At 69.6% G+C, this 21,108-nt stretch carries 17 protein-coding genes; 9 read left to right on the forward strand and 8 right to left on the reverse strand.

The window, feature by feature from the left end; all coding sequences use genetic code 11:
• Both KBI44_14070 and KBI44_14075 read right to left on the reverse strand, forming a co-directional pair.
• Nucleotides 1-560 (reverse strand): hypothetical protein (locus KBI44_14070; protein ID MBP9145608.1); only part of this gene is annotated, 560 nt, incomplete at its 3' end.
• Between the two features lie 204 nt (nt 561-764).
• Nucleotides 765-1,466, reverse strand: coding sequence for a Crp/Fnr family transcriptional regulator (locus KBI44_14075; GenBank protein MBP9145609.1), 702 nt, complete (start codon nt 1,464-1,466; stop codon nt 765-767).
• Between the two features lie 128 nt (nt 1,467-1,594).
• Here KBI44_14075 and KBI44_14080 point away from each other — a divergent pair, with 128 nt between their 5' ends.
• On the forward strand, nt 1,595-3,139 hold the full coding sequence (locus tag KBI44_14080; protein MBP9145610.1) for a hypothetical protein: 1,545 nt from the start codon (nt 1,595-1,597) through the stop codon (nt 3,137-3,139).
• A gap of 54 nt (nt 3,140-3,193) precedes the next feature.
• On the opposite strand, the gene KBI44_14085 is transcribed toward KBI44_14080, so the two are convergent.
• The 6 genes from KBI44_14085 to ruvB form a co-directional block, all read right to left on the reverse strand.
• Complete coding sequence (locus KBI44_14085; GenBank protein ID MBP9145611.1) at nt 3,194-5,989, reverse strand: carboxypeptidase regulatory-like domain-containing protein; 2,796 nt, start codon at nt 5,987-5,989, stop codon at nt 3,194-3,196.
• A gap of 88 nt (nt 5,990-6,077) precedes the next feature.
• Nucleotides 6,078-7,442: a hypothetical protein gene (locus KBI44_14090; protein ID MBP9145612.1), complete on the reverse strand. Its 1,365-nt coding sequence runs from the start codon at nt 7,440-7,442 to the stop codon at nt 6,078-6,080.
• 89 nt (nt 7,443-7,531) lie between these two features.
• Nucleotides 7,532-9,709, reverse strand: coding sequence for an acetate--CoA ligase family protein (locus KBI44_14095; GenBank protein ID MBP9145613.1), 2,178 nt, complete (start codon nt 9,707-9,709; stop codon nt 7,532-7,534).
• Between the two features lie 21 nt (nt 9,710-9,730).
• Entirely contained in the window at nt 9,731-10,615 is an 885-nt protein-coding gene (locus KBI44_14100; protein ID MBP9145614.1) for an NAD(+)/NADH kinase, read from the reverse strand.
• 50 nt (nt 10,616-10,665) lie between these two features.
• Entirely contained in the window at nt 10,666-14,268 is a 3,603-nt protein-coding gene (locus tag KBI44_14105; GenBank protein MBP9145615.1) for a hypothetical protein, read from the reverse strand.
• Between the two features lie 2 nt (nt 14,269-14,270).
• Nucleotides 14,271-15,335: a Holliday junction branch migration DNA helicase RuvB gene (ruvB, locus tag KBI44_14110; protein ID MBP9145616.1), complete on the reverse strand. Its 1,065-nt coding sequence runs from the start codon at nt 15,333-15,335 to the stop codon at nt 14,271-14,273.
• Nucleotides 15,336-15,399: 64 nt separating this feature from the next.
• On the opposite strand from ruvB, the gene KBI44_14115 reads away from it, so the two are divergent.
• The 8 genes from KBI44_14115 to KBI44_14150 all read left to right on the forward strand — a co-directional run bounded on the left by KBI44_14115 (nt 15,400) and on the right by KBI44_14150 (nt 21,050).
• A complete protein-coding gene (locus KBI44_14115; protein MBP9145617.1) occupies nt 15,400-15,639 on the forward strand; it encodes a DUF4160 domain-containing protein in 240 nt (79 codons plus the stop codon).
• Entirely contained in the window at nt 15,620-15,895 is a 276-nt protein-coding gene (locus KBI44_14120) for a DUF2442 domain-containing protein (GenBank protein ID MBP9145618.1), read from the forward strand. Before KBI44_14115 ends, KBI44_14120 begins: the two co-directional genes overlap by 20 nt.
• A 176-nt stretch (nt 15,896-16,071) precedes the next feature.
• Entirely contained in the window at nt 16,072-16,605 is a 534-nt protein-coding gene (locus tag KBI44_14125) for a hypothetical protein (GenBank protein ID MBP9145619.1), read from the forward strand.
• Nucleotides 16,606-16,613: 8 nt separating this feature from the next.
• Complete coding sequence (gene rsgA, locus KBI44_14130; GenBank protein ID MBP9145620.1) at nt 16,614-17,690, forward strand: ribosome small subunit-dependent GTPase A; 1,077 nt, start codon at nt 16,614-16,616, stop codon at nt 17,688-17,690.
• A gap of 26 nt (nt 17,691-17,716) precedes the next feature.
• The gene (locus KBI44_14135) at nt 17,717-18,235 is read left to right on the forward strand and encodes a hypothetical protein (protein ID MBP9145621.1); all 519 of its coding nucleotides are present in this window, start codon (nt 17,717-17,719) and stop codon (nt 18,233-18,235) included.
• Nucleotides 18,236-18,268: 33 nt separating this feature from the next.
• A complete protein-coding gene (locus KBI44_14140) occupies nt 18,269-19,915 on the forward strand; it encodes an FG-GAP repeat protein (protein MBP9145622.1) in 1,647 nt (548 codons plus the stop codon).
• A 56-nt stretch (nt 19,916-19,971) separates the two neighbouring features.
• A complete protein-coding gene (locus KBI44_14145; protein MBP9145623.1) occupies nt 19,972-20,490 on the forward strand; it encodes a nuclear transport factor 2 family protein in 519 nt (172 codons plus the stop codon).
• A complete protein-coding gene (locus KBI44_14150; GenBank protein MBP9145624.1) occupies nt 20,487-21,050 on the forward strand; it encodes a DinB family protein in 564 nt (187 codons plus the stop codon). Before KBI44_14145 ends, KBI44_14150 begins: the two co-directional genes overlap by 4 nt.
• The last annotated feature ends 58 nt before the right edge of the window (nt 21,051-21,108 follow it).

A 21,108-nucleotide genomic window follows, 5' to 3' on the forward strand; every position in this document is an offset into this window, starting at 1 on the left:
GCCGCCGCCGCGATGCGCGGCAGGAACTGGTTGTGCACGGAGAGCACGCGGCCGTCGTCCTTGATGTTGATCTGCAGCTGGGCGTTGTAGACCGGAAGCCCGGCGTGCCTCTGGCGGAGATAGATGTGGGTGAGGCCGGTGGCGCGCGACGGCACCACGTTCGTCACCTCATAGTCGTCGAGGTCGGCGGCGTCGAGGCCGAGGAGGTCGACCTCTTGGCGGACGAAATCGACCGCCAGCGACTCGATGTCACCGCCCTGGCGGGTGCCGGTGAGGTAACCGCCGGAGCGGCCCACCGAACGCGTCGCGCCCGTGCGAGCATCGCGATCGATGCGCAGGCCGGGGGTGGTGGCTCGCCAGCGTTCGATCGCGGCGTTCTGCGCCGGATCGGCCGCCAGAGCCTCGCCCGCGGGCAGGGTCTGGCGCAGGTCGTAGTGGCGTCCGGCAACGGCGCCGTCGGGCTTGGACTCGGCGCCCTGAACGGGGGTCGCGAGGCCGGCGGCGAGCAGAGCCAAGGCGAGAGGCGGGGCGGCGATCAGTCTTGCGAACAGCCTGTTCATGAATCCTCCGAGCCGGGGTCTCGCAGCTCGCGCGAAGTGCGCAGCGACGACACCTGTTTGTAGAGAAGGGGGGATGCTACCCAAAAAGGCTGGAAAATCACGCCGCAGTGCGGCAATCACCGGACGGGCCGGGCGACCCGGGAAAGCCGCGGCGGCGCAGGGCGAGCGCACTCCGGCCGGCCGGCTGGGCCGTGGGCGCCGAACTCAGCGGCAGAGGCGGGCGAGAGCCGGGGGCTGGTGGACCTGGATGTGGTGGGCGCTGTCGACCGAGAGGTAGCCCTTCTGGCGGAACTCGACCATCACCTGGTTGACGCGCTCGCGCGAGGCGCCCACGAGCTCGGCGAGGTCGGTCTGGGTGAGGCGGAGGTTGATCCTCACGCCGCCGCCGTTCGTGTCTTCGGGCGTGCCGTAGCGCTCGGTGAAGGCGAGGAGCTGGCGCGCCAGGCGCCCGGCGACGTCGAGCGAGGAGAGCGACTGGATCTGCTCGTTGGCCATCCGGAGGCGTCCGGCTAAGAGCCGGACGAGGTTCTGGGTGAACTCCGAGACGTTCTTGAGGCAGTCCTGGAAGGTGGCGCGGTCCATCCAGAGGAAGGTGCACTTCTCCATCGTCATGACGTTGGCGGAGCGCCCGGCGGAGTCGACGAGACTCATCTCGCCGACCGTGTCGCCGGCGCCGAGGAAGGCGAGAATGACCTCGCGGCCGTCCATCTGCTCGATGAGGATCTTGACCGTTCCTTCGAGCAGCACGTAGACGACCTCGCCCGGCTGCTCGGCGGTGATCATGTTCGTCCCTGCCGGCACGCTCTTCTTGTGCATGACGTCGTTCAGCCGCTTCAGACGATCGGCGGGGATGCCGCGAAAGAGCGGAATCTCGGCCAGCTGGTTCGGGTCGGTGAGGGCGGGCAATGGACCTCCGTTCGGATCGAGCGCTGATTGTAACCGCTCGCCCGGTTTCCCGAAACGCGGGCGATTCCCGGGCTGCGGGACAAGGTGGCCGGGTAAACCCGGCCGCAACGGTCTACGTAAAGCGGACGATGAAGCGTCTACGCCTCCTCCTCCGCCCTCTGCTCGTCGCCATCCTCGCCCTGGCCGCTCTCGCGCTCGGGCGTTCCTTCTGGCCGGTGCCGGCGGCGACTCGCGCCGCCTGGGTCGCCGACCTCGACCTTCTCGAGGCGCACACCGCCGCGGCCTACGCCAACCTCGCCGATCGCCTGCGCAGCCGCGAGCTCGCGCCGCGCGAGCTCGACCAGGAGGCCCGCACGGCGCTCGCGCGCGCCCGCACCGCGAGCGAGGCGCGCGCCGCCCTCACCGCCTTCGTCGAGGCCTTCGACGACCATCACTTCCGCGCCGAGGCGCCGTACAGCGCGCCGCGGCGCTGGCTGCGGCGGATGCTCGGCAAGGACCGGGCCCAGGAGTCGGGCGCGATTCCCTGGACGGCGTCCGGTGCCGAAGCCTGCGCGCGCTTCGGGGCGCGCGACCGCAGGGAGGGCAGAATCGATTGGGGTGCGCTGCCCGGCTACGACGCTCTCGCCGCCGACCCGGTCTCTCACCCGTTCCCGGCCGGCATCCTGAGACGAGCGGGCGCGGCGCCGCTCGGGATCCTGCGCATCGGCCTCTTCAGCCAGCAGGGCTTCCCCCAGCTCTGCGCCGCCGAGTGGGAGCGCGTGAAGGCGGCGCGCGCCGGCGCGGTGCCGCCCGAAGTGCCGCCCGCAGAGGGCGCAGAGGTGTCAGCCGCTTGCGACGACACCTGCCAGGAGGCTTTCTGGGCGGGCCTCGAGGAGCGCCTCCTCGACCGCTTCGCCGCCGAGCTCGCCGAGCTTGCGGAAGGCGGCGCCACCGCCCTGCTGGTCGATCTGAGTGACAACGGCGGCGGCTCCGGCATCGTCGGGCGGATGGTGCGCATGGTGACCTCCCGGCCGCTGCCCGAGCGCGCCGGGGGCTTCATCCGTCATCCGCACTCGGTGGCGCGGTTCACGGCGATGGCCGCCGACTACGCCGCCGAAGTCTCCCGTCCGGAGCTCCCGGCGCGCCAGCGCGAGCTCTACGCCAGAGTGCAGGCGCAGCTCGAGGCGGCGGCCCGCGAGGCCGCGGCGCCGTGCGACCTCGCAGCGATGTGGCAGCTCGCGAGCGCCGCGGAGCTGCCGTGCGCGAACGTCGGGCGCGTCGGGCCAGGGCTCGACCCTGCCGAGCAGGCCGAGTTGGCGGAGCTCGAAGCGCTCGAGACGGGCGGCAGCAGGAGGGAGCGCCCGGCCGCGTGGACCGGCGAGCTCTTCGTCGTCACCAACCGGCGCACCGCCTCGGCGTCGGAGGACTTCGTCGCCAGCCTCCAGGATGCCGGAGCCGCGCGGATCGTCGGCGAAACGACGATGGGCATCGGCTGCGGCTATACCAACGGTGGCGTGACGCTCACACTCCCGGCCACCGACCTCACCGTGCGCGCTCCCGACTGCATCCGCTACCGCAGGGACGGCCGGAACGAGGCCGAAGGGGTGCTGCCGGATCTGCCGGTCGAGTGGAACGACGACGACAGCGGCCAGGCGCGCGCCGAGAAGCTCGTCGTGGCGCTCCGGGAGCGCTGAGCCGCTCCTGAACTTCGCCAGACCGCCTTCGAAAGCGTCGTCGTTCGCGGTCCTTCAATCCGGCGACTTCGGCTGTGGACGAAAGCCCGGGTTCGACGGTTCGAGCGCGCCGCAGCGAATCGCCCCTGGCGCCTCCGGCGCGGTGATCGGAGCGAGCGGAGCGAGCGGCCCGAACGGCACCGGCGGCGGAACCTCCGCGCTCCAGGCGCAGTTCTGGCCGGGCTCGACGATCTCGAAACCGTCGCCGAACACGAGGTCGCTCGCGCCGTAGACGGTGCGGATGCGGGCGTAGCTGTTCTCCGAGGAACCGCCGCAGAGGCACGGCTCCTGGGAGAACTCACCGCACGGAACGTCGCGCGCCGGCAGGAGCTTCGGGCCGCAGCCGGGCATGTAGGTCATCGCATCCGGAACATAGAAGTGATGATCGAGGCCGTGCTGATGGGCCACCTCGTGCACAACGGTCCAGCAGAGCTCGTCGAGCACCTCCTGCGACGGCACGGTGCCGAGAACTCCGGCGAAGGTGAACGAGATCGAGTTGGGGATGAAGCCGCAGCTGAAGGGCGAAACCCCGAGCGTCCCGCTATCCTGTCCGATGTTCTGCGGAAACCCCGCGACCACATGCTCGAGGTGCGCCACCGCGCCGGGATCGACATCGGTGACCTCGACGGCGAACGGCCGAAAAGACCGCTGCACGCAGGCGACGAGGTCGCCCCAGAGATCACTCGGCAGCGCGAACTCGGGCAGGCTTGCGGTGCTCGGGCCGAGGATCGACGAGCGGTTGGCGCGCGAGTCCTCGAAGAGGCTCCGGAAGTAGATGCAGCCTCCGGGTTTGCAGTCTTCGAGGAAGATGAGCGGCAGCGGCGGCGTTGCGAGGGGCTCGAGGGAGAAATCGATGCCGCTGGTCGTGGCGTCCTCGACCACGACGATCGGCGTGCCGGTCGTCGGATCGCAGGCGTTGCACGGCAGGTCGTCGAAGAGCTCGTTCGCGTAGCCGAAGGCACCGCTCGCAACGGCATAGTAGGTGCCGGCCGCGAGATTCAAGGCGCCCGTCGTCAGGTAGGCCCCCGAAGCGTCGCTCCCGACCGTGCCCTCCAGCGCGCCGGAGGCGTCGTAGATCGCGATCTGGACGCCGGCCAGGGGCCCGCTCTGGGCCACGACCTGGCCCGCGATGCCGGTGAAGCCCTGGGTGACGCCGTCCAGAGTGAAAGTCAAACAGGTGGGTGAATCGATGGTGACCGGCACCGGCGTGCCGCCGTCGGCGACGCAGCTGCCCGGTTCACAAGGCTGCTCTTCCCAGACCTCGCCGAGCAGCCCGGCGCCGCCCGAAGGCTGCGCAACGACCCGGTAAGAGACGCCGGCCGGCATGCCGGAGATCCTGAAGCCTCCGCTCGTGTCGGAGTTCACGAGGGTCTCGAAACCACCGTCGAGCCGCGCGACCGCCACCAACGCGCCGTTGACCGGAGCGTTGGTAGCGGCAACGACCACGACCCCCGAGAGCACCCCGCCGGGATCGAGCTCGAAGTCGATGTCGGCCGTCTCGCCCGCGCCGACGACGTCGACCACCGTGTTGGGGCTCGACGGCAAACAGTTGAACGGGTCGTAGCAGGTCCCGGCGTCGTCGTAGATCTCGCCCACATGCACGCCATCGACCGCCGCCACCAGATACGAGCCCGGCGCCAGCCCGCCGATGCGGTAAGTGCCGTCGCTCGCCGTGGTCGCTCCGCCGGGGAAGGGCCCGCCGCCGCGCGCCACGACCGACACGTTGCCGAGCGGCAGACCGGAACCGGTCTCGACGATCGTCCCGGAGATGGCGCCGAGCCGCGCGAGGGCGAAATCAATTCCGGTCACCGGAGCTGCGCCGACGACGATCGGCGTGCCGCTGGTCACGGTGCAGAACGGCTCGCACGGCAGATCGTCCCAGAGCTCGTCCTGGTGCTCGCTGCCGGTGCGCGCAAAGTAGGTTCCCGGAGGGAGTCCTTCGACGGTGATCCAGTCGCCGTTCGCGTCGGTCAGCGCCTGCGCCGTCCGAAAACCGGGCGACTCGCGCAACGAGACGTTGACACCCGCGAGCGGCGCCAGGGACAGATCGGTCACGGTGCCGGAGACGCTGCCGCCTGCGGCCAGTGCGACGTCGATCCCGGAGGTCGTCGCGCCGGCGGTGACCGCGATCGGGCTGCCGATGGGGAGGACGTCGCAGTTCATCGGGCAGGGCGCGTCCGGAAAGACCTCCGCCACGAGTCCGGGCGCGTACGCGCGGACCTTGTAGTTCCTGGTCTCGAGCCCTTCGAAGAACCAGGCGCCGTCGGCCCCCGCCACGACCGGCGGAAGCCCGAATGTGCCGACAAGTCCGAGAGCGTAGCCCTCGACCAGGGCGCCGGGTACCGGTGTCGTGCCGTCGGCGAGCAAAACGACGCCTTCGATGCGGCCGCCCGCGACGAGCGTGAAGTCGATCGCCTCGACCGAGCTGTTCGGCGCGACCGGGACGGTCGAGCCGGCCTCCTGGGGATCGCAGGCCTGATCGCACGCGACGCCCGGCCAGACCTCGTCGACGAGCAGGTCGGTCGCCTGGGTGCGCACGAAGTAGTCACCGGCGGCGATGGCGGCAAACTGGTAGTGCCCGGTCGGTCCGGTGGTCGTCGTCGCGATCGTCTGAAGGAAGCCGTCGACGATCCGCTCCAGAACGAGCTCGCCACCGACGATTGGTGCGTCGCTCGCGGCCGCGGTGACGCGGCCGGAGATCGCGCCGCCACCGGGGAGCGGGCAGTCGCTGGCGCCGAGCTCGCGGGCGCCGCCGATCGGAAGGAGGAGCAGAAGCACGAAGAGCTTGCGGCGCCGAGCCGGCGAATTCATTTCGTGACCTCCGGAAGGCGAGATGGCGGCGAGTTTACACCCGCCCGTCCGGACCCGGCGGATTGCGGCGCTCCTGCCAGAACAGGCCTCACCAGAACTTCGTCGAGCCCCACTCGAAGCCGTCGGCGAAGACCAGGCTGTTCTCGAGCCGGACGAGGTAGGCCTGCGAACCGGAGCTTGCCTGGTCGGCCTCGACCAGGATCATCGGCTGGCCTCCGGGAGTCTCGATGTCGACCGGACTCTCGCCGTTGGCGCCGCCGCCGTCGATGTCGAAGAAGCGCGAGCCCCCCTGCCCGAAGGTGTCGTCGGAGTCGAGGCCAACGCCGAACTCGACCAGCAGGCGTCCGAGACCGGCACCGTCTCCAACGGCGCTGTCCCAGCCGTAGAGGAGCCTGCCGAGTCCGTCGAAGGCGAGGGCCCCGACGTCGGCGGACGAGACGGTCGTCTGGGCCGAGAGCGCGAACGTCGGGTCGAAGACCCGCACGAACGAGCTGTCGCCGTCGAGCCGCAGGGCCGCGACACCGACACGGCCGTCACTGCCGATGGCGAGCGCGCCGGAAACGGAGTCCAGCGCGTCGCCGGTGTCGATCAGCATGAGCCCGCCGCCCGGGAACGTCGGGTCGAGGTCGCCATCCGAAGCGAAGCGCGCCAGAACGGTGTCGAGGTCGCCGCTCGCGTCGGGATCATAGAAGGAGAGATGAACGTAGGCCCGATTCTGCGAGTCGACGACGAGGTCGGCTCCCCCGCCGGTGAGAGCGAACTCGGGAGCCGGCACATAGGCGAGTCCGTCGATCCCGAAGTTCGCGTCGAGCGCGCCAGCGCCGGTCAGGCCGATGAGAAAGTAATCTGCGGTGACCACGCCGGTCACGCGCTCGAGCAGGGCGATGTATTTCGTCGTCGCATCACGCGACTCCTCGATGTCGAGCAGGCGGCAGTCCTCGGTGTCGCAGTACGGCGCGTCGTCGAAGTAGGCCCAGCCGGCACCGGAGAAGGTGTCGTCGAGGTTGCAGCTGTCGCCGCCGTCGAACGTTTCGAACCGGGCGACGAACGCGCGCGCGACCGTCTCGGTGCCGAAGACCGTCATCGTCCCGGCGTAAAGGAGGCGGTCGGCGGAGTCGAAGAGAACCTCCCGGATGTCGAAGTTGTCGAGCAGGGCGAGCCCCCAGCTGCAGCCCTCCCACGAGCCACCGCCAGAGTTGCCGTCCCGCCACCACTCGAACTCGGAGTCGTCGGGCAGCGTCGTGTTGCCGGTGAAGTAGAGCCGCTGGTCCGGGGCCACGCCGGAGGCGCGCGGGACGGAGCTCCCGAAGCTGGCCGAGATACCGTCGCCCCCCCAGCTCGGGTCGAGATCGCCGTCGCCGGCCGGAAGCGGATGCCAGGGTCCCAGCAGGGCGACGAGCAGGATCGCGAGGATCGGCGGAACTGGGGTCCGGAAAAGTCGGTTGTGGCGCATAGGTCTCCCTCAACCTTCAAACGTCGATCGTCATCCGGAAGGGACAGTTCGATCCCGACCGTGGGGCGCCGCCGACAGGCGCTTCGCCTCTAGGGCTTCGCCTGGCTCACTCGCACCCGGACATCCACCGCTTTCGACGCGCCGGGCTCGCCGGGCTGCGCCGCCGGTGCAGCCGGTGCCGCGAGAAAGGGATTGATGTCGAGCTCGACGATCTCGGGGAAGTTCTGGACCAGCCAGGCGAGCTTCAGCAGCACCGTCTCGAGGAGCGCGATGTCCGAGGGGGCGTCGCCGCGCACCCCTTCGAGGAGCTTCACGCCGCGGATGCGGCCGACCATCTCTCGCGCCTCCGAGGGGGCGAGTGGGGTGACGCCGAAGACGACGTCGCGGAAGACCTCGACGTACTTGCCGCCGAGGCCGAACATCAGCACGGGGCCGAAACGGGGGTCGGTGGAGATGCCGAAGATCGTCTCGTGCCCGCTCCGGGCCATCTCCTGCACGAAGAATCCGGTGAGGGCGAGGCCCGCGGCGGCGAAGCGATGCGCGAGCGCGTCGCAGGCCCGGGCGAGCTCGGCCTCGCTCGCGAGGTCGAGCTCGATCGCCTTCGCCTCGCTCTTGTGGACGAGGCCGGGCGAGATCGCCTTCACCACCACCGGGTAGCCGATCCGCCGCGCGGCGGCGAGCGCTTCGGTGCGGTCGGCCGCGACCTCCCACCTGGCGACCGGGATGCCCAGAGCCTCGAGCAGGCGAAAGGCGTCGTCGGTGGCGAGGTAGCCGTCGTCGCCGGGCCGTGCGAGCGCCCCGGCGATCCTCTTCCTGTCGAAGTCGAAATCGGGCAGCGCCTCGTGCTCCGGCCGCCGGCGCCATTCGCCGTAGCGCACGAGCTGCGCCAGTGCGAGGGCCGCGGACTCGGGGAAGCGATAGACCGGCGGCAGGTGGTGGGCGCTCTTCAGCCCTTCGTAGAACGACTCGACCGCCATCATCACCGCCAGCACCGGCTTGCCGCAGACCGCCGGCGCGAGCTCCCCGCCCGGTCCTGCGTTTGTCTCCGATGCCGCCGCCCTTGCCGCCCGCCCGACCGCTTCGAGCACATCGCGCGGGTCGCCCAGGAGCGGCGTCACGTTGACGACGATCGCCGCGTCGACTCCCGGGTCGGCGAGCACCGCAGCGACGGTGCGCTCGTACTGCGCGGCGGTGGCCGAGGCGATCATGTCGACGGGATTGCCGAGCGAGGCGGCCGACGGCAGGAAGCTCGCGAGGTGGGCGCGCGTCGCGGGGGAGAGCTCGGCCATCTCGAGCTCGAGGTTGACGCAGGCGTCGGTCGCCATGATCCCCGGCCCGCCCGCGTTGGTGACGATCGCCACCCGCGGGCCAGCGGGCAGCGGGCATCGGTCGAGGGCGCGCGCGACGTCGAAGAGCTCGCCGATGGTGTCGGCCCGCAGCACCCCGCACTGGTCGAGGAAGGCCGAGACGGTGACATCGGTGCCGGCCATCGCGCCGGTATGGCTCGAGGCGGCGCGCGCTCCCTCGGCGGTGCGCCCGGACTTGACGATCAGGATCGGCTTCTTCCGCGTCACCCGCTTCGCGATCTCGGTGAAGCGGCGCGGGTTGCCGAACGACTCGAGGTACATGCACATGACCTTCGTCGCCGGGTCGTTCTCCCAGTACTCGACGAGGTCGTTGCCGGAGACGTCGGCCTTGTTGCCCATCGAGACGAACTGGGTCAATCCGATACCCAGTTGCGCGGCGACGTTGAGGATGGCGACGCCCAGCGCCCCCGACTGGCTGACGAAGCCGACCGAACCGGCGACCGCCGGCGTGGGCGAGAAGGTCGCATTCAGCGACACCGCGGCATCCGTGTTGATCACCCCCATGCAGTTGGGCCCGACCATGCGCGCGCCGGCGGCGCGGATGGTGGCGCGCAGCTTCGCCTCGAGCGCCCGGCCCTCTTCTCCGGTCTCGCCATAGCCGGCCGTGATCACCACGAAGGCGCGCACGCCGAGGGCGATCGCCTCTTCGACGACCCCCTGCACGAGCGCCCGCGGCACGGTGATGACGGCGAGGTCGATGGCGTCCGGAATGGCGGCGAGGGTCGGATAGCACTTGAGCGAATGGATCGCCGCCGCCTTGGGATTCACCGGGTAGATCGCGCCGGTGAACTGCGCCTCGATCATGTTGTGGACGATCGACCAGCCGATCGAGTCGCGGGAGCGCGACGCGCCGACGACGGCGACGGTCCTGGGAGAGAAAACGGTATCGAGAGCGTGCATGGGATCTCCGGAAGGTGAAGCTCAGCTGCGCGGGGCGAGGATCTGGATCTGCTCCGGCGCGAGCACGATGTTGAGTGGCGCCGCGGCGACGAAGGCGTCGCCGTCGGCCTGGAGCTGCAACGAAGCCGGCGCGACAATGCGCAGGCTCGTGAAGGAGCGCACCTCGACATCGCTGCGCTCGAGGTGGCGGCCGCGCGCGAGGGCGAGAACGAAGGCGACGGCATCACGTCGCCGGCGCCCGTGAAACAGCAGGAGCTCGAGCTTGCGGTCATAGCCGGAAGCGCCGGGGACGATGGTGAACTGTCCCGCGTACTGCGGCAGATTGGCGACGACGAAGCCGGTCGCCTCGACGACACCCAAAGCGTCACCATCGATCTCGAGCGCGAAACGAGGAAACCGATAGCGGAGCCACTCACGGATGCCGGCGATCGCCACCGCCCCTTTACCGAGCAGTTTCTTGGTGCCGAGATCCACGTGCGCCATGACCTCGGCGTCGAGCCCGCCGGAAAGCTGCATCAGGAAGGGCTCGCCGTTCGACTGCCCGAGATCCAGCAGGGTGGGCTCGGCGGTGAGCAGGGCGCGCGCCGCGGCGACCGGGTCTGCCGGCAGGCCGAGCGCACCGGCGACGACGTTGGTCGTGCCGCCGGGCAACGCGCCCACCGCCACATCGCTGCCGGCGAGGACGCTCGCCGCGACGCGCAGGGTCCCGTCGCCGCCGAGGACGAAGAAGACGTCGACCCGCTCGGCGAGGGCCCGGCGAGCGACCTCGCGGCAGTGGTCGGGCCCCGAGGTCGGCTCGAGCTCGAGGTCGAAGCCGCTTTCGAGGGTCCGGCGGATCTCGGGCAGCGCCCGCCGTGCCCGCCGCTGCCCGGCGCGGGGGTTCCAGATGAGAACGGCGCGGCGCACTCCGGGATTCTACGGTGCGGGCACGCGGCCCTCCCCGCCCACGCAGGCGGCTACTGCGGGAAGGAGGAGAGGTCGCCGAAGCTCATGAATCGGCCGAGGGGGCTGGAGTAGATCTGTCGCACGCCAGTCAGGGTGTCGCTCACGGTCAACTCCAGCTCCAGGTTCCCCAGCGCTCCGGCGAAAACCCAGAAGTGGCCGTTGCTCCCGGCACCGTCGAGGATCTTCACCACCAGCTCGGGATTGTCCGCTGCGAAGAACCGGAACGAGCCGGTGTCGGCAGAGAGCTCACGCGCATAGCCCGTGCCCGCGCGGCCCGCAAAGTCGCGCCAATCGACCTCGACAGCGAAGCGTCCGTCGGCGAGACAGAGGCGCGTCGAAGAAGGGGCGCAGGTGCCCGGCGCGGCCGGCGCGTCGGCGGAGAAACGGCGGAGCGACCGCAGCCACGACGCGGTCGTGGACTCCAGTCCGGCCGCCTCGGCGGAAGGGAGCGAGCGGACGTCGCCCAGACTCGTGAAACGTCCGAGCGGATTGGCGTAGTCGGCGTGCGCGCCGGTCGCGACGTCGAAGAGCGTCAGCGACGTCTCGAGATTCGACAGGGCGGCGAGGTAGGTCCAGAAAAAGCCGTTGACCGGGCCGCCATCGAAGACCTTGCCGACGAGCTCGAGGTTCTCCGGCGCGAAGAACCAGAAGGCCGCCGCACCCGGAATCGCGTCGCTCGCCTGGCCCACGCCCTGGCGATCGGCGAAATCGCGCCAGCCGGCGAGCCAGCGGAACCGCCCGTCGCCCGTGCAGGCGAGGTCGGTCGCGGCCGGGCACGGAAATGCCGTCGGCGCGTCTGCCGCCCAGAGCTCGACGCCGCTCAGGCTGTCGTCGGCAGAGAAGAAGAGCCGATCGCCGAGAACCGCGAAGCCGCCCGGCCCGGAGCCGAGCGCGCCTGGGCGCAGGTCTGCCGCCCGCGACGTCGAGCCGCGAGTACCGAAGGTCTGCCAGAGCTCGGCGCCCGCCTCGTCGTCGGTCGCGGAGAACAGAATCCGATCGCGAAAGAAGGTGAAATCGATCGCACCCTGGCCGGTCACTCCGTCCGCCGGTGGGTAGAGCGCGAACGTTCCCGCCTGCGTTCCATCGCTGCGCCAGAGCTCGGCGGGGAGTTCGGCGCGCCCGGCGATGAAGTAGAGGCCGAGCGGCGTCGCGCGCGCCGACAGGGAATAGCCGGATCGGCCTGCCGGCAGGCGTGCTGCGATCTCGGTCCCCGCAGGAGTGCCGTCCGTGCTCCAGAGCTCGGTCTGGCCGGCGGCGCCGGAGGCGAGGAGAAAGAACAGGCGATCCCGATAGGCCGCGAAGGCGAGAGCATCGACATAGCCCGCGGTGGAGGGCCACGCAGCGATGCTCCCGGTTCCGCCGGCGGTGCCGTTGGTCGCCCAGAGCTCGACGGTCTCCGCCGTGGAGAGGAAGAACAGGTTTCGTGTGCCGATCTGCGCCCGCGACCGGAAGTTGCTGGTCGATTCGGGCGGCAGCGCCGCGAGTCGTGACAGGCCCTCGCCGGCGCGAGAGATGCGCCAGAGCTCGGAGAGACTCTCCTCGGTGGAGACGAAATAGAGCCAGCGCTCGTCGGCGAGGGAGAGCTCTGCAGAGGCGAGCTCCACCGGCAGGGTGAAGAGCGGCTGAGTTGCAGCCGTTCGCTCGTCGAACGCCCAAAGCTCCTCAGTCGCCGTCCAGAAGAGCTCGGGGCCCTGCGCGAGATAGGAGCCCGAGAGGCCGCGGGCGAGTGGTCGGATGCTCTCGGAATCGGCGAGGCAGAGGTCGAAGCCATCGCTGAAGATGTAGCTTCGAGTCCAGTAGATCGACCTCTCTCCGAGACGCGGAAAGTCGAGGTAGGGCGAGGAGTACCCGAGATAGCAGCCACCCGCTTCCTCGCCCTGCGGCACCAGTCGGGTGCCCTCCGGCGTACCATCGGACCAGAAGAGCTCGGCGATACCGCTGGCAGGCTCTGTCGCGGCGATGAACATCCCGTCCGCAACCACCGCCGCGACGCTCGCCTGCGAGCTCCAGGGCTCGTGACCGAGATCGGCGACCACCGCAGAGTGCGAACCGTCGAGCGCCGCCGAGCAGAGCTCCACGCCCGACATTCCGACCGACGCGGCGAAATAGAGCCGGTCGGGCAGCTGAAGCAGGGGAATGTCCTCGGGGTAAGAGGTGAGCCCGTATGGGAGCGGGAGATCCGTCAGGCGAACGACCCGGGAGGGAGGCGAAAACGAGTAGAGCTGCAGATCGTGCGCCTCGGACCAGGCAGAGAACAGGAAAAGTCCCTCGAGATCGCGAATCCGGCCAGGAACGGAGCTGCAGGTGCCGGGACAGAGATCGAAGACCGTCCGCTCGCCGGTCAGCGCGTCGCGCGCCGCGAGCTCCCTGCCGAGAAGCTCGTTTCTCACCGGATAGACGACCGTGCTGCCGACCGCGCGCACAAAAGGTTGGTTGGAGTCCCAGCACTCGTGGGAGCAGGCGATCTCGACGGCTTCGGGTGGACCCGTTCCGCTCATTCGGAGCTTCTTCACCACCCAGCTGTCGCCCTGGTACTCGCCATAGAAGAGCTCGTCGCCGACCGCTGCGCTCAGATGGGAATCGAGCAGCGGGATACCGCCGGCCGAGCGCAGGACGGTTCCGCTTGCCGTCCCGTCCGTCGACCAGAGCTGCGTGCTGACACCCTCTTCCACCACCGAGAAGACTGCGGGGGCGCCGACCTGGACGGCCCCCTGATCCGTGAGGCGCAGGTCGTCCTCGTTCTGGAAGAGGAGTTCAGGCCGGCCTGCGCTGTCGACGCTCCAGAGCTCGTACTGGAACGGGTCACCCGGTCTGTTCCCGAGGACATAGACAGGGACTCCCGGACTGACTCGGCGGATGTCGAGTGGAAAGCTCTCGAGCTTCCGGGTTCCGCCGCGGGTCCCGTCGGTGCGCCAGACTTCCGTCAGGCCGCCCGCAAGACCCCCGACAATGAGGAGACGGTCCGACCCGACTCCACGCAGCGATATGCCAGCGAATCCGCCCACGGCAAAGCTCGTCAGCGAGAAGGTCCCGCCAACCGTCCCATCCGATCGCCAGAGTTCCGTCGAGTCCGGACCTTTGTCCATCAGGAAGAGGACCGCACCGTCGTCGAGGGGGAGCGCCGGAGGGTCGCCGGGAAAGCGCCAGAATTCGGTCGGTTGGTTGCCTTCGGGGATGTCGAAGAGGTGCTGCGTCGTAGCGAGCGAGCCGGCGGTGACCCAGACGGCGCGCGGCGCGGGGGATGTGCCCGGGAGAGCGAACTGATCGCCGGTGGCGAAGAGCAGGAACTCCCCGGATGCGGCGAAGCCGTAAGGGTCGCCGTCGCACTCTCCCGGACAGAGGTCGGCCAGGAGCTGGGGTACCTCGCTTCCCGTCGGAATCACCCAGGCCTCGCGCCCGAGCTCCCAGGTCCGGGCCGAAAACCAGGTTCCCTCCGGCAGCTGCACCAGGTTGCGCGGATCGCTGTCGGCCTGGCCGTTCTCGCCGGGGGCGAAGTCCCGAAAGAGATGCGGCTGCAGGTCGTCCGCGCGGAGCGCTGGCGAACTGGAAGTGAACGAGATGACGATGCAGAACGCGAGAACGGGGCCGAGCTTCGTGGCTGTCCGCGCGCGCATGGCTACTCGGGATCGAACAGGGTACCGGAAGGGGTGTATGGCGCCGCCGGCGGAGGGTAACCCAGATGCTGGTAGGCGCGCTGGGTGGCGACGCGGCCGCGGGGAGTGCGCTGCAGGAAGCCCTCCTGCAGCAGGTACGGCTCGTAGAGGTCCTCGATCGTGCCGCGGTCTTCGCCCACGGCGGCGGCGATCGCCTGGATCCCCGCCGGGCCACCGCCGTAGACCTCGATCAGCACCGAGAGGATCCGGCGGTCGAGCTCGTCGAAGCCGAAGTCGTCGACTTCGAGGAGGGCGAGTGCCTTCTTCGCCATCGCGAGATCGATCCCCGGTTTGTGGGCGTCCACCTGCGCGAAGTCGCGCACCCTCCGCAGCAGCCGGTTGGCGATGCGCGGCGTGCCGCGGCTCCGGCGCGCGAGCTCGTCGAGGCCGGCGGCGTCGGAGGCGATCCCGAGGAGCTCGGCGGAGCGTTTGGCGATCCGCGCCAGCTGCTCTGGAGGATAGAAATCCAACCGGTGGACGATGCCGAAACGGGCGCGTAGCGGCGACGAGATGAGCCCCGCCCGCGTCGTCGCGCCGACCAGCGTGAAGCGCGGCAGATCGATCTGGACGATCCTCGCTGCCGGACCCTGGCCGATGACGAGGTCGAGCTTGAAGTCCTCGAGGGCCGGGTAGAGGATCTCTTCGACCGCCGGCCCGAGGCGGTGGATCTCGTCGACGAAGAGCACGTCCCCAGGCTGCAGATTGGTGAGAATCGCCGCGAGGTCTCCCGCCCGCTCGAGCACCGGCCCGGCGGTCGTCCGCAGCGGCGCATCCATCTCCTTGGCCAGGATATGCGCCAGCGTCGTCTTGCCGAGTCCGGGAGGCCCGAAGAGCAGCACGTGGTCCAGAGGCTCGCCACGCTCCCGCGCCGCCCGGATGAAGACCTTCAAGTTCTCGACGATCCGGTCCTGCCCGACATACTCCGTCAACTGCCGCGGCCGGAGCGTCTGCTCCACCGAAGCCTCGCTTCCCAGGAAGCTACCCTCGAGCTCCCCGGACAGTATGCGATCGGACGGTGACGGCGGCATGGGGGCATTCTAGACCCGCCGAGCGCGCAGCGGGCGGGGGTCGGCGCCTTGGTATTGTGGTCACATGTCTCCGACGGTGAAGAGGGTCGGGCCCTATCGATTCTTCTTCTATGGCAACGAGGGCTTCGAACCGCCTCATATCCATGTCCGTCGGGAGAGGATGCTGGCGAAGTTCTGGCTCGGGCGGATCGAGCTCGCGAGTTCGACGGGCTTTCGCCCCCATGAGCTGTTCGAGATTCAACGGCTCGTCGAGGGCAACGCGACAGAATTCGAGGGGGCGTGGCATGAGTTCTTCGGCACCTGAATTGCGGCCACTGGCGCGAAATGTGTCGGTGACTGAAGACGAGCTCACCGTGGAGCTGGCCGATGGGCGCCGGATTTCGGCGCCGTTGGTCTGGTTCCCGCGCCTGCTCGCCGCCGACGCGGCCGAGCGGCAGAACTGGGAGCTGCTGGGCGACGGAGAGGGCATCCACTGGCCGGCCGTGGATGAGGATCTGAGCGTCGCTGGCCTTCTGGCCGGCGCGCGCAGCCAATCGCGCCCGTTGCGAAGAGCGGGCTGACGATCTGGCCGCCTTGTGGCCCCCCGCGACTTCATTCGCAAGTGGAAGGCTGCGACGCTCAAGGAACGCTCGGCGGCGCAGGAGCATCTTCTCGACCTCTGCGAGCTGGTGATGCACGAGAAGCCGGCGGCGCGTCTTGAGCACGCCTAGAAACCAGGCTCCCGAGACTTCCCGCCATGGGACTTGAGGCTGTCGAGATCATCATGGGGGCCGAGGAGGCTTTCGGGGTCTCGATTCCCGACGAGGTGGCCGGGAAGATGCGGACGCCGGCGGATCTCCTCGCGTTCCTCGCTGCCGCGGTCCCGGTGGCTTCGACGCCGGAGTGTCTCACCCAGCAGCTCTTCTATCGGCTGCGCAGGGGGTTGCGATTGCAGCTCCCGTTCTCGGAAGGGAAGTTCGAGCCCGACACGTTGCTCTCGACGGTGCTTCACCAGGACCAGTGGCCCAGGGTCTGGCGGGAGGTTCGCTCGAGCGTCGGCGACTCGACATGGCCGGCTTCCGTCCCCTGGCCCGGTTTTCTGCGCGACGGACCCAGGACGATCCGGCAGCTGATCTGGCATCTCGTGGCCGCGCTGCCGAAGCCGGAAGCGGGGGCGGCGTGGCCGCGGGAGCGCCTCGAAGCGGAGGTTCGGCGGATCATCGCCGGCGCTCTCGGAAAGAAGGACTTTCCGCTCTCCGCCCGATTCAGGGAAGATCTGGGAGTTCACTGAGTTTCCACATGCACACGAATCTCGAAGCGTTGGGTTGGGATAGCTGGTTCGAGGCGCGGGCCGGGCTGCTCGGCGACCGGGCGGCCGGCGTGGCGCGCCCGGCGCGAGTGGCCGCTGTCGATCGGGACCAGTTGCTGTTGCTCGACGAGACGGGCGCTTTCCGGGGGAGGCTTTCGGGGAGGTTCCTGCACGCGGCGGGCGCGGCGGCGGAGCGGCCGTGCGTCGGCGATTGGGTGGCGGTCGAGAAGACGGCGGGCGAGCCGTTCGGGGTCGTGCACGGCGTCTTCGAGCGCAAGACCGGCTTGCGGCGGAAGACCGCGGGGGACTCCGTCGAGCACCAGATGATCGCGGCGAATGTCGACTTCGTGATCATCGTCCAGTCCTGCCACTTCGACTTCAACTTGCGGCGACTCGAGCGCTACCTGGTCATGGTGTGGGAGGGCGGGGCGACACCCTCCGTGCTCCTCACCAAGACCGATCTCGTCGCGCCCGAGGTCCTGGCCGGCCAGTTGGAGGAGATCCGGAGCGCGGGCATCGCTGCGTCGGTCTCGACCCTGAGCAACGTCACCCGCGAGGGGGTCGAAGAGCTCCGGCGCCAGCTGCTCCCGGGCAAGACCTACTGCTTCGTCGGCTCGTCGGGGGTCGGCAAGAGCACTCTCATCAACGGACTTCTGGGCCGGGACCGGCTCGATACGAAGGCGGTCAGCGGCACGGGCGAAGGGCGGCATACGACCGTGCGCCGGGAGCTCCTCGTGCTCGAGAACGGTGCGATGGTGATCGACAACCCCGGGATGCGCGAGCTCGGCCTGCTGGGCGCGGAGAGCGGCATCGAAGCGAGCTACCCGGACATCGGTGAGCTCGCGTCCCAGTGCCGTTTCCGCGACTGCACCCATGCCAACGAACCGGGCTGTGCCATTCGCGCGGCGTTGGAGTCCGGTGCACTGGACGCTGGGCACTACGAGAACTTCCTCAAGCTCAAGAGCGAGTCAGAGTACCTGCAGATGTCCTACGCCGAGAAGCGGAAGAAGGAGAAGGACTTCGGCCGGTTCATCAAGTCCGTCCAGAAGCGGCTGCGCGAGGACTGAGCGCGCCGCGGTATTGTGCATCCATCATGAGCGGCCCCCCTCCGCTGGCTCCGAAGGCTCGCTTCGCCGGGTTCGCCCCGTTCGATCCGTCGGACGCCTGGCTGCTGCAGTCGGTGCTCTATGCCGGCGGGTTGACGGAAGGGGCCGAGTTGCGCGACGTCATCGGCCTCGGGGATGGCATCGGGGATGCCCTGTTCTCCGCCGAGGAGCTGCGCGGTGGCTTCGCGCGGCTCACCGCTGCCGGCTTCGTCCGCGCGGCAGCCGGGCGCTACTTCGTGGTCGGCGAAGCGCGCGGCCTGGCGAAGCGGGAGGGGCTCTCGCTCGCCGAGCACCGGGACGAGATCGCGGCGTTCCTCGCGGCCTCGAACTATCGCGGGAGCGATCCGGACGAGCCGGATCCCGAGCTCAGCGACGAGCGGATCGGACAGGCCATCGCGAGTTACCTCGCGCTGTTCCGCGAGGGACCGGGCGAGCCCGCTTCGCCCGCCGACCCGGCACCGAACCCCACGCCAACTCAGGAAGAGGATCCGACCACGGTCCACTGATCCGCGCCCGCCGCCGTTTCCGCGAAGTGGAGCATGGGACACGTACATTGCAGGCGGAGGCGCGGCCTCGCCGTCGCGGTGGGCATGGGGCTCGGGATTCTCCTTGCGGCGCGGCCGGGAGCGGCGCAGCTGCCGAGCGTCGGCCTGTCGTCGGTCGGAGCGCAGGCGTTCGGCAACGAAGACCTGCTCTTCTACCGGCCTGAGCCGGGGGACAACTTCGGCGCCACCGTCGTCGCCGGCGACTTCAATGGCGATGGCATCGACGACCTCGCGACCGGGATTCCCAGCGACAGCGGCTTCGTCGGTGATCCGCTGCTCGGTTGCGGCGCGGTCGTCGTGCGCTACGGCGCTCCAGGCGACCGGCTCGAGACCGGGCTCGCCGACACCTACCTGAACCAGTTCGCCTCCGGCAGTCCCGACCCAGCCGAGTTCTCGGAGTACTTCGGCTCGACGCTCGCGGCGGGCGACTTCGACGGCGACGGGATCGACGACCTGGCAATCGGCATCCCGCAGAACGGCGCCGGCGTCTCGCACTCCGGTGCCGTCCAGATCCACTACGGGCGGGCCGGCGGGATCCAGTTCGCCGGCGAGCACTTCCTGCGCCTGGGGACGAACGGAGTTCCCGGCACGCCGACGCAGAGTGATCGCTTCGGCCTCGCCCTCGCCGCCGGCAACTTCGACGGCGACGCCTACGACGATCTCGCCGTCGGCATCCCGAACGGCGACCTTCCCGGCCCGCTCGTCGATGCCGGCAAGGTCCTGATCTTCCACGGCGTCGCCGCCGGCCTGCTGCCGTTCTCGGGCTACTTCGTCTCGCAGGCCGAGGCGCAGATGGAAGGGGTTGCCGAGGCGGGCGACGTCTTCGGCTACTCCCTGGTTGCCGGGGACTTCGACGGCAGCGGCCAGGACGATCTGGCGATCGGCGTCGCGAACGAGGACGGGCTCGGCGCCGTGCAGGTTGTCCTCGGCGGTCCTTCGGGTCTCGTGCTGGCGAACAACCGGCTCTATCTGCGCTCGACGCTGGGACAGGCGGCCGCCGACTCCGGTTTCGGCCGGACCCTAGCCGCCGGCGACTTCAACGGCGATGGCCGCGACGACCTCGTCGTCGGCGATCCTTTCCTCGACTTCACGATCTCGGCGACGCTGCGTCAGAGCGTCGGCGCGATCCACGTTCTCTACGTTTCCGATGCCCTCCCGCCCTCTCCCTGGTTCGATCTCGACCACACCGACTTCCTGCACCAGGGGATCTTCTATGGCAACGCCGCGCAACAGGAGGGGGACTATTTCGGCAGCGCGCTCGCCGCCGGCGATTTCGACGGCGACGGCGATGACGACCTCGCCATCGGTCAGCCGGGGGAGGACCTGGGAGGTAGCGAACGGGGCGGAGTCACCCTGGTGACCGGCGACCCCGCGGGCGGCCTCCCGCATCACTTCCGCTTTCTCTCTGCCGGAATCTCCGGTTTGCCGGGATCCACCCAGGATGGGCAGTCGCTCGGCATGGCGCTCGCGGCGGGCGACTTCGACGACAACGGCCATCTCGATCTCGTGCTCGGTGCGCCGTACTCCGACGTCGCCGGCGTCGGCGCCGATGTCGGAGTGGAGTTCGTCCTCTACGGCACCCGTTTCGCCGACGGCTTCGACAGCAACTCGGCGATCTATTGGAGCGCGCCGCAGCCCTGAGCACACCCGTGTCGCCGCCGCCCCGCCCGCGCATAGGATGGGCGGGGAGATCGACCATGTCGCGACGCCTACTCGGTTCCGGAATCTTGATACTCGGTCTCGCCTGCGCCGGAGAGCTTGGGGCCGCAACGGCGAAAGTGGCGCCGGCCCCCGATGCCGAGCGCACCCGTGCCGAGATCACCGCGCTCCTCGAGAGCTTTCTCTCGCCCGGGCAGAACCCGACGCGCGCCGCGCACGAGCGCTTCTGGGCGGACGATCTCGTCTACACGAGCTCGACGGGGAAGGTCACGAACAAGGCGCAGATCCTGAAGTCGTTCGACGAACCGCAGAACGCGGAAGAGGGCAAGACGCTGGAACCGGAGCCGGTCTACTCCGCCGAGGATGTCCTCGTGCGCAGTTACGGAGAAGTCGGCGAGATGGCGGCGCTCACGTTCAGGCTTGTCGCCCGTGCCGCCGATGGAACGACGCAGTACTACCGCAACAGCGGCACCTTCCTCTTGCGCGAAGGCAAGTGGCAGGCGATCACCTGGCAGGCGACCAGGGTTCCCGACCCGTCGATCGCGGAGGCGAAATGACGACCTCGTTCGCGACCGGCGAGCCGTACTCCGGGGCGGAGATAGCGGCAGAGATGACGCGCTTGCATGCGGAGTCCGAGCGCTACCTCCTGGGCGTTCCGGCGGTCGAGTTCGCCGCGCTGCAGGGCGAGAAGTGGTCGCCCGCCGACCATGTGCGGCATCTCGCGAAATCGACCTTCCCGCTCGTTCCGGCGCTCGGCCTGCCGAAGTTCCTGCTCGGTCTGCGCTTCGGGCGCGCGGCTGCGGAGTCGCGCGGCTTCGCCGCGCTGCGCGACGACTATCGCGCACGCCTGCGGGAGACCGGCGCCACCGCCGGGCGGTTCGCGCCGTCGCCTCGTCCGCTGCCGGACGATCTCGAGGCCTGGCAGCGCGAGGTCCTCGGCTCGTGGCGCGAAGCCGTCTCGGGGCTCGCCGCGAAGATCCCGGCCTGGAGCGAGCGCGCTCTCGATCTCTACCGCCTGCCGCATCCGCTGCTCGGCAAGCTCACGGTGCGCGAGATGCTCCTCTTCACCGTCTACCACAACGCCCATCACCTCGAGCAGGTCGCCGGCCGGCGCTGAGGGCACGCCGGGAGGCGACGTCGCGCCCTGCGACGCAGTTCTCCCTGTCCCACCGGGG

It is taken from the genome of Thermoanaerobaculia bacterium, assembly GCA_018057705.1.
In the GTDB taxonomy this organism is placed as follows: domain Bacteria; phylum Acidobacteriota; class Thermoanaerobaculia; order Multivoradales; family JAGPDF01; genus JAGPDF01.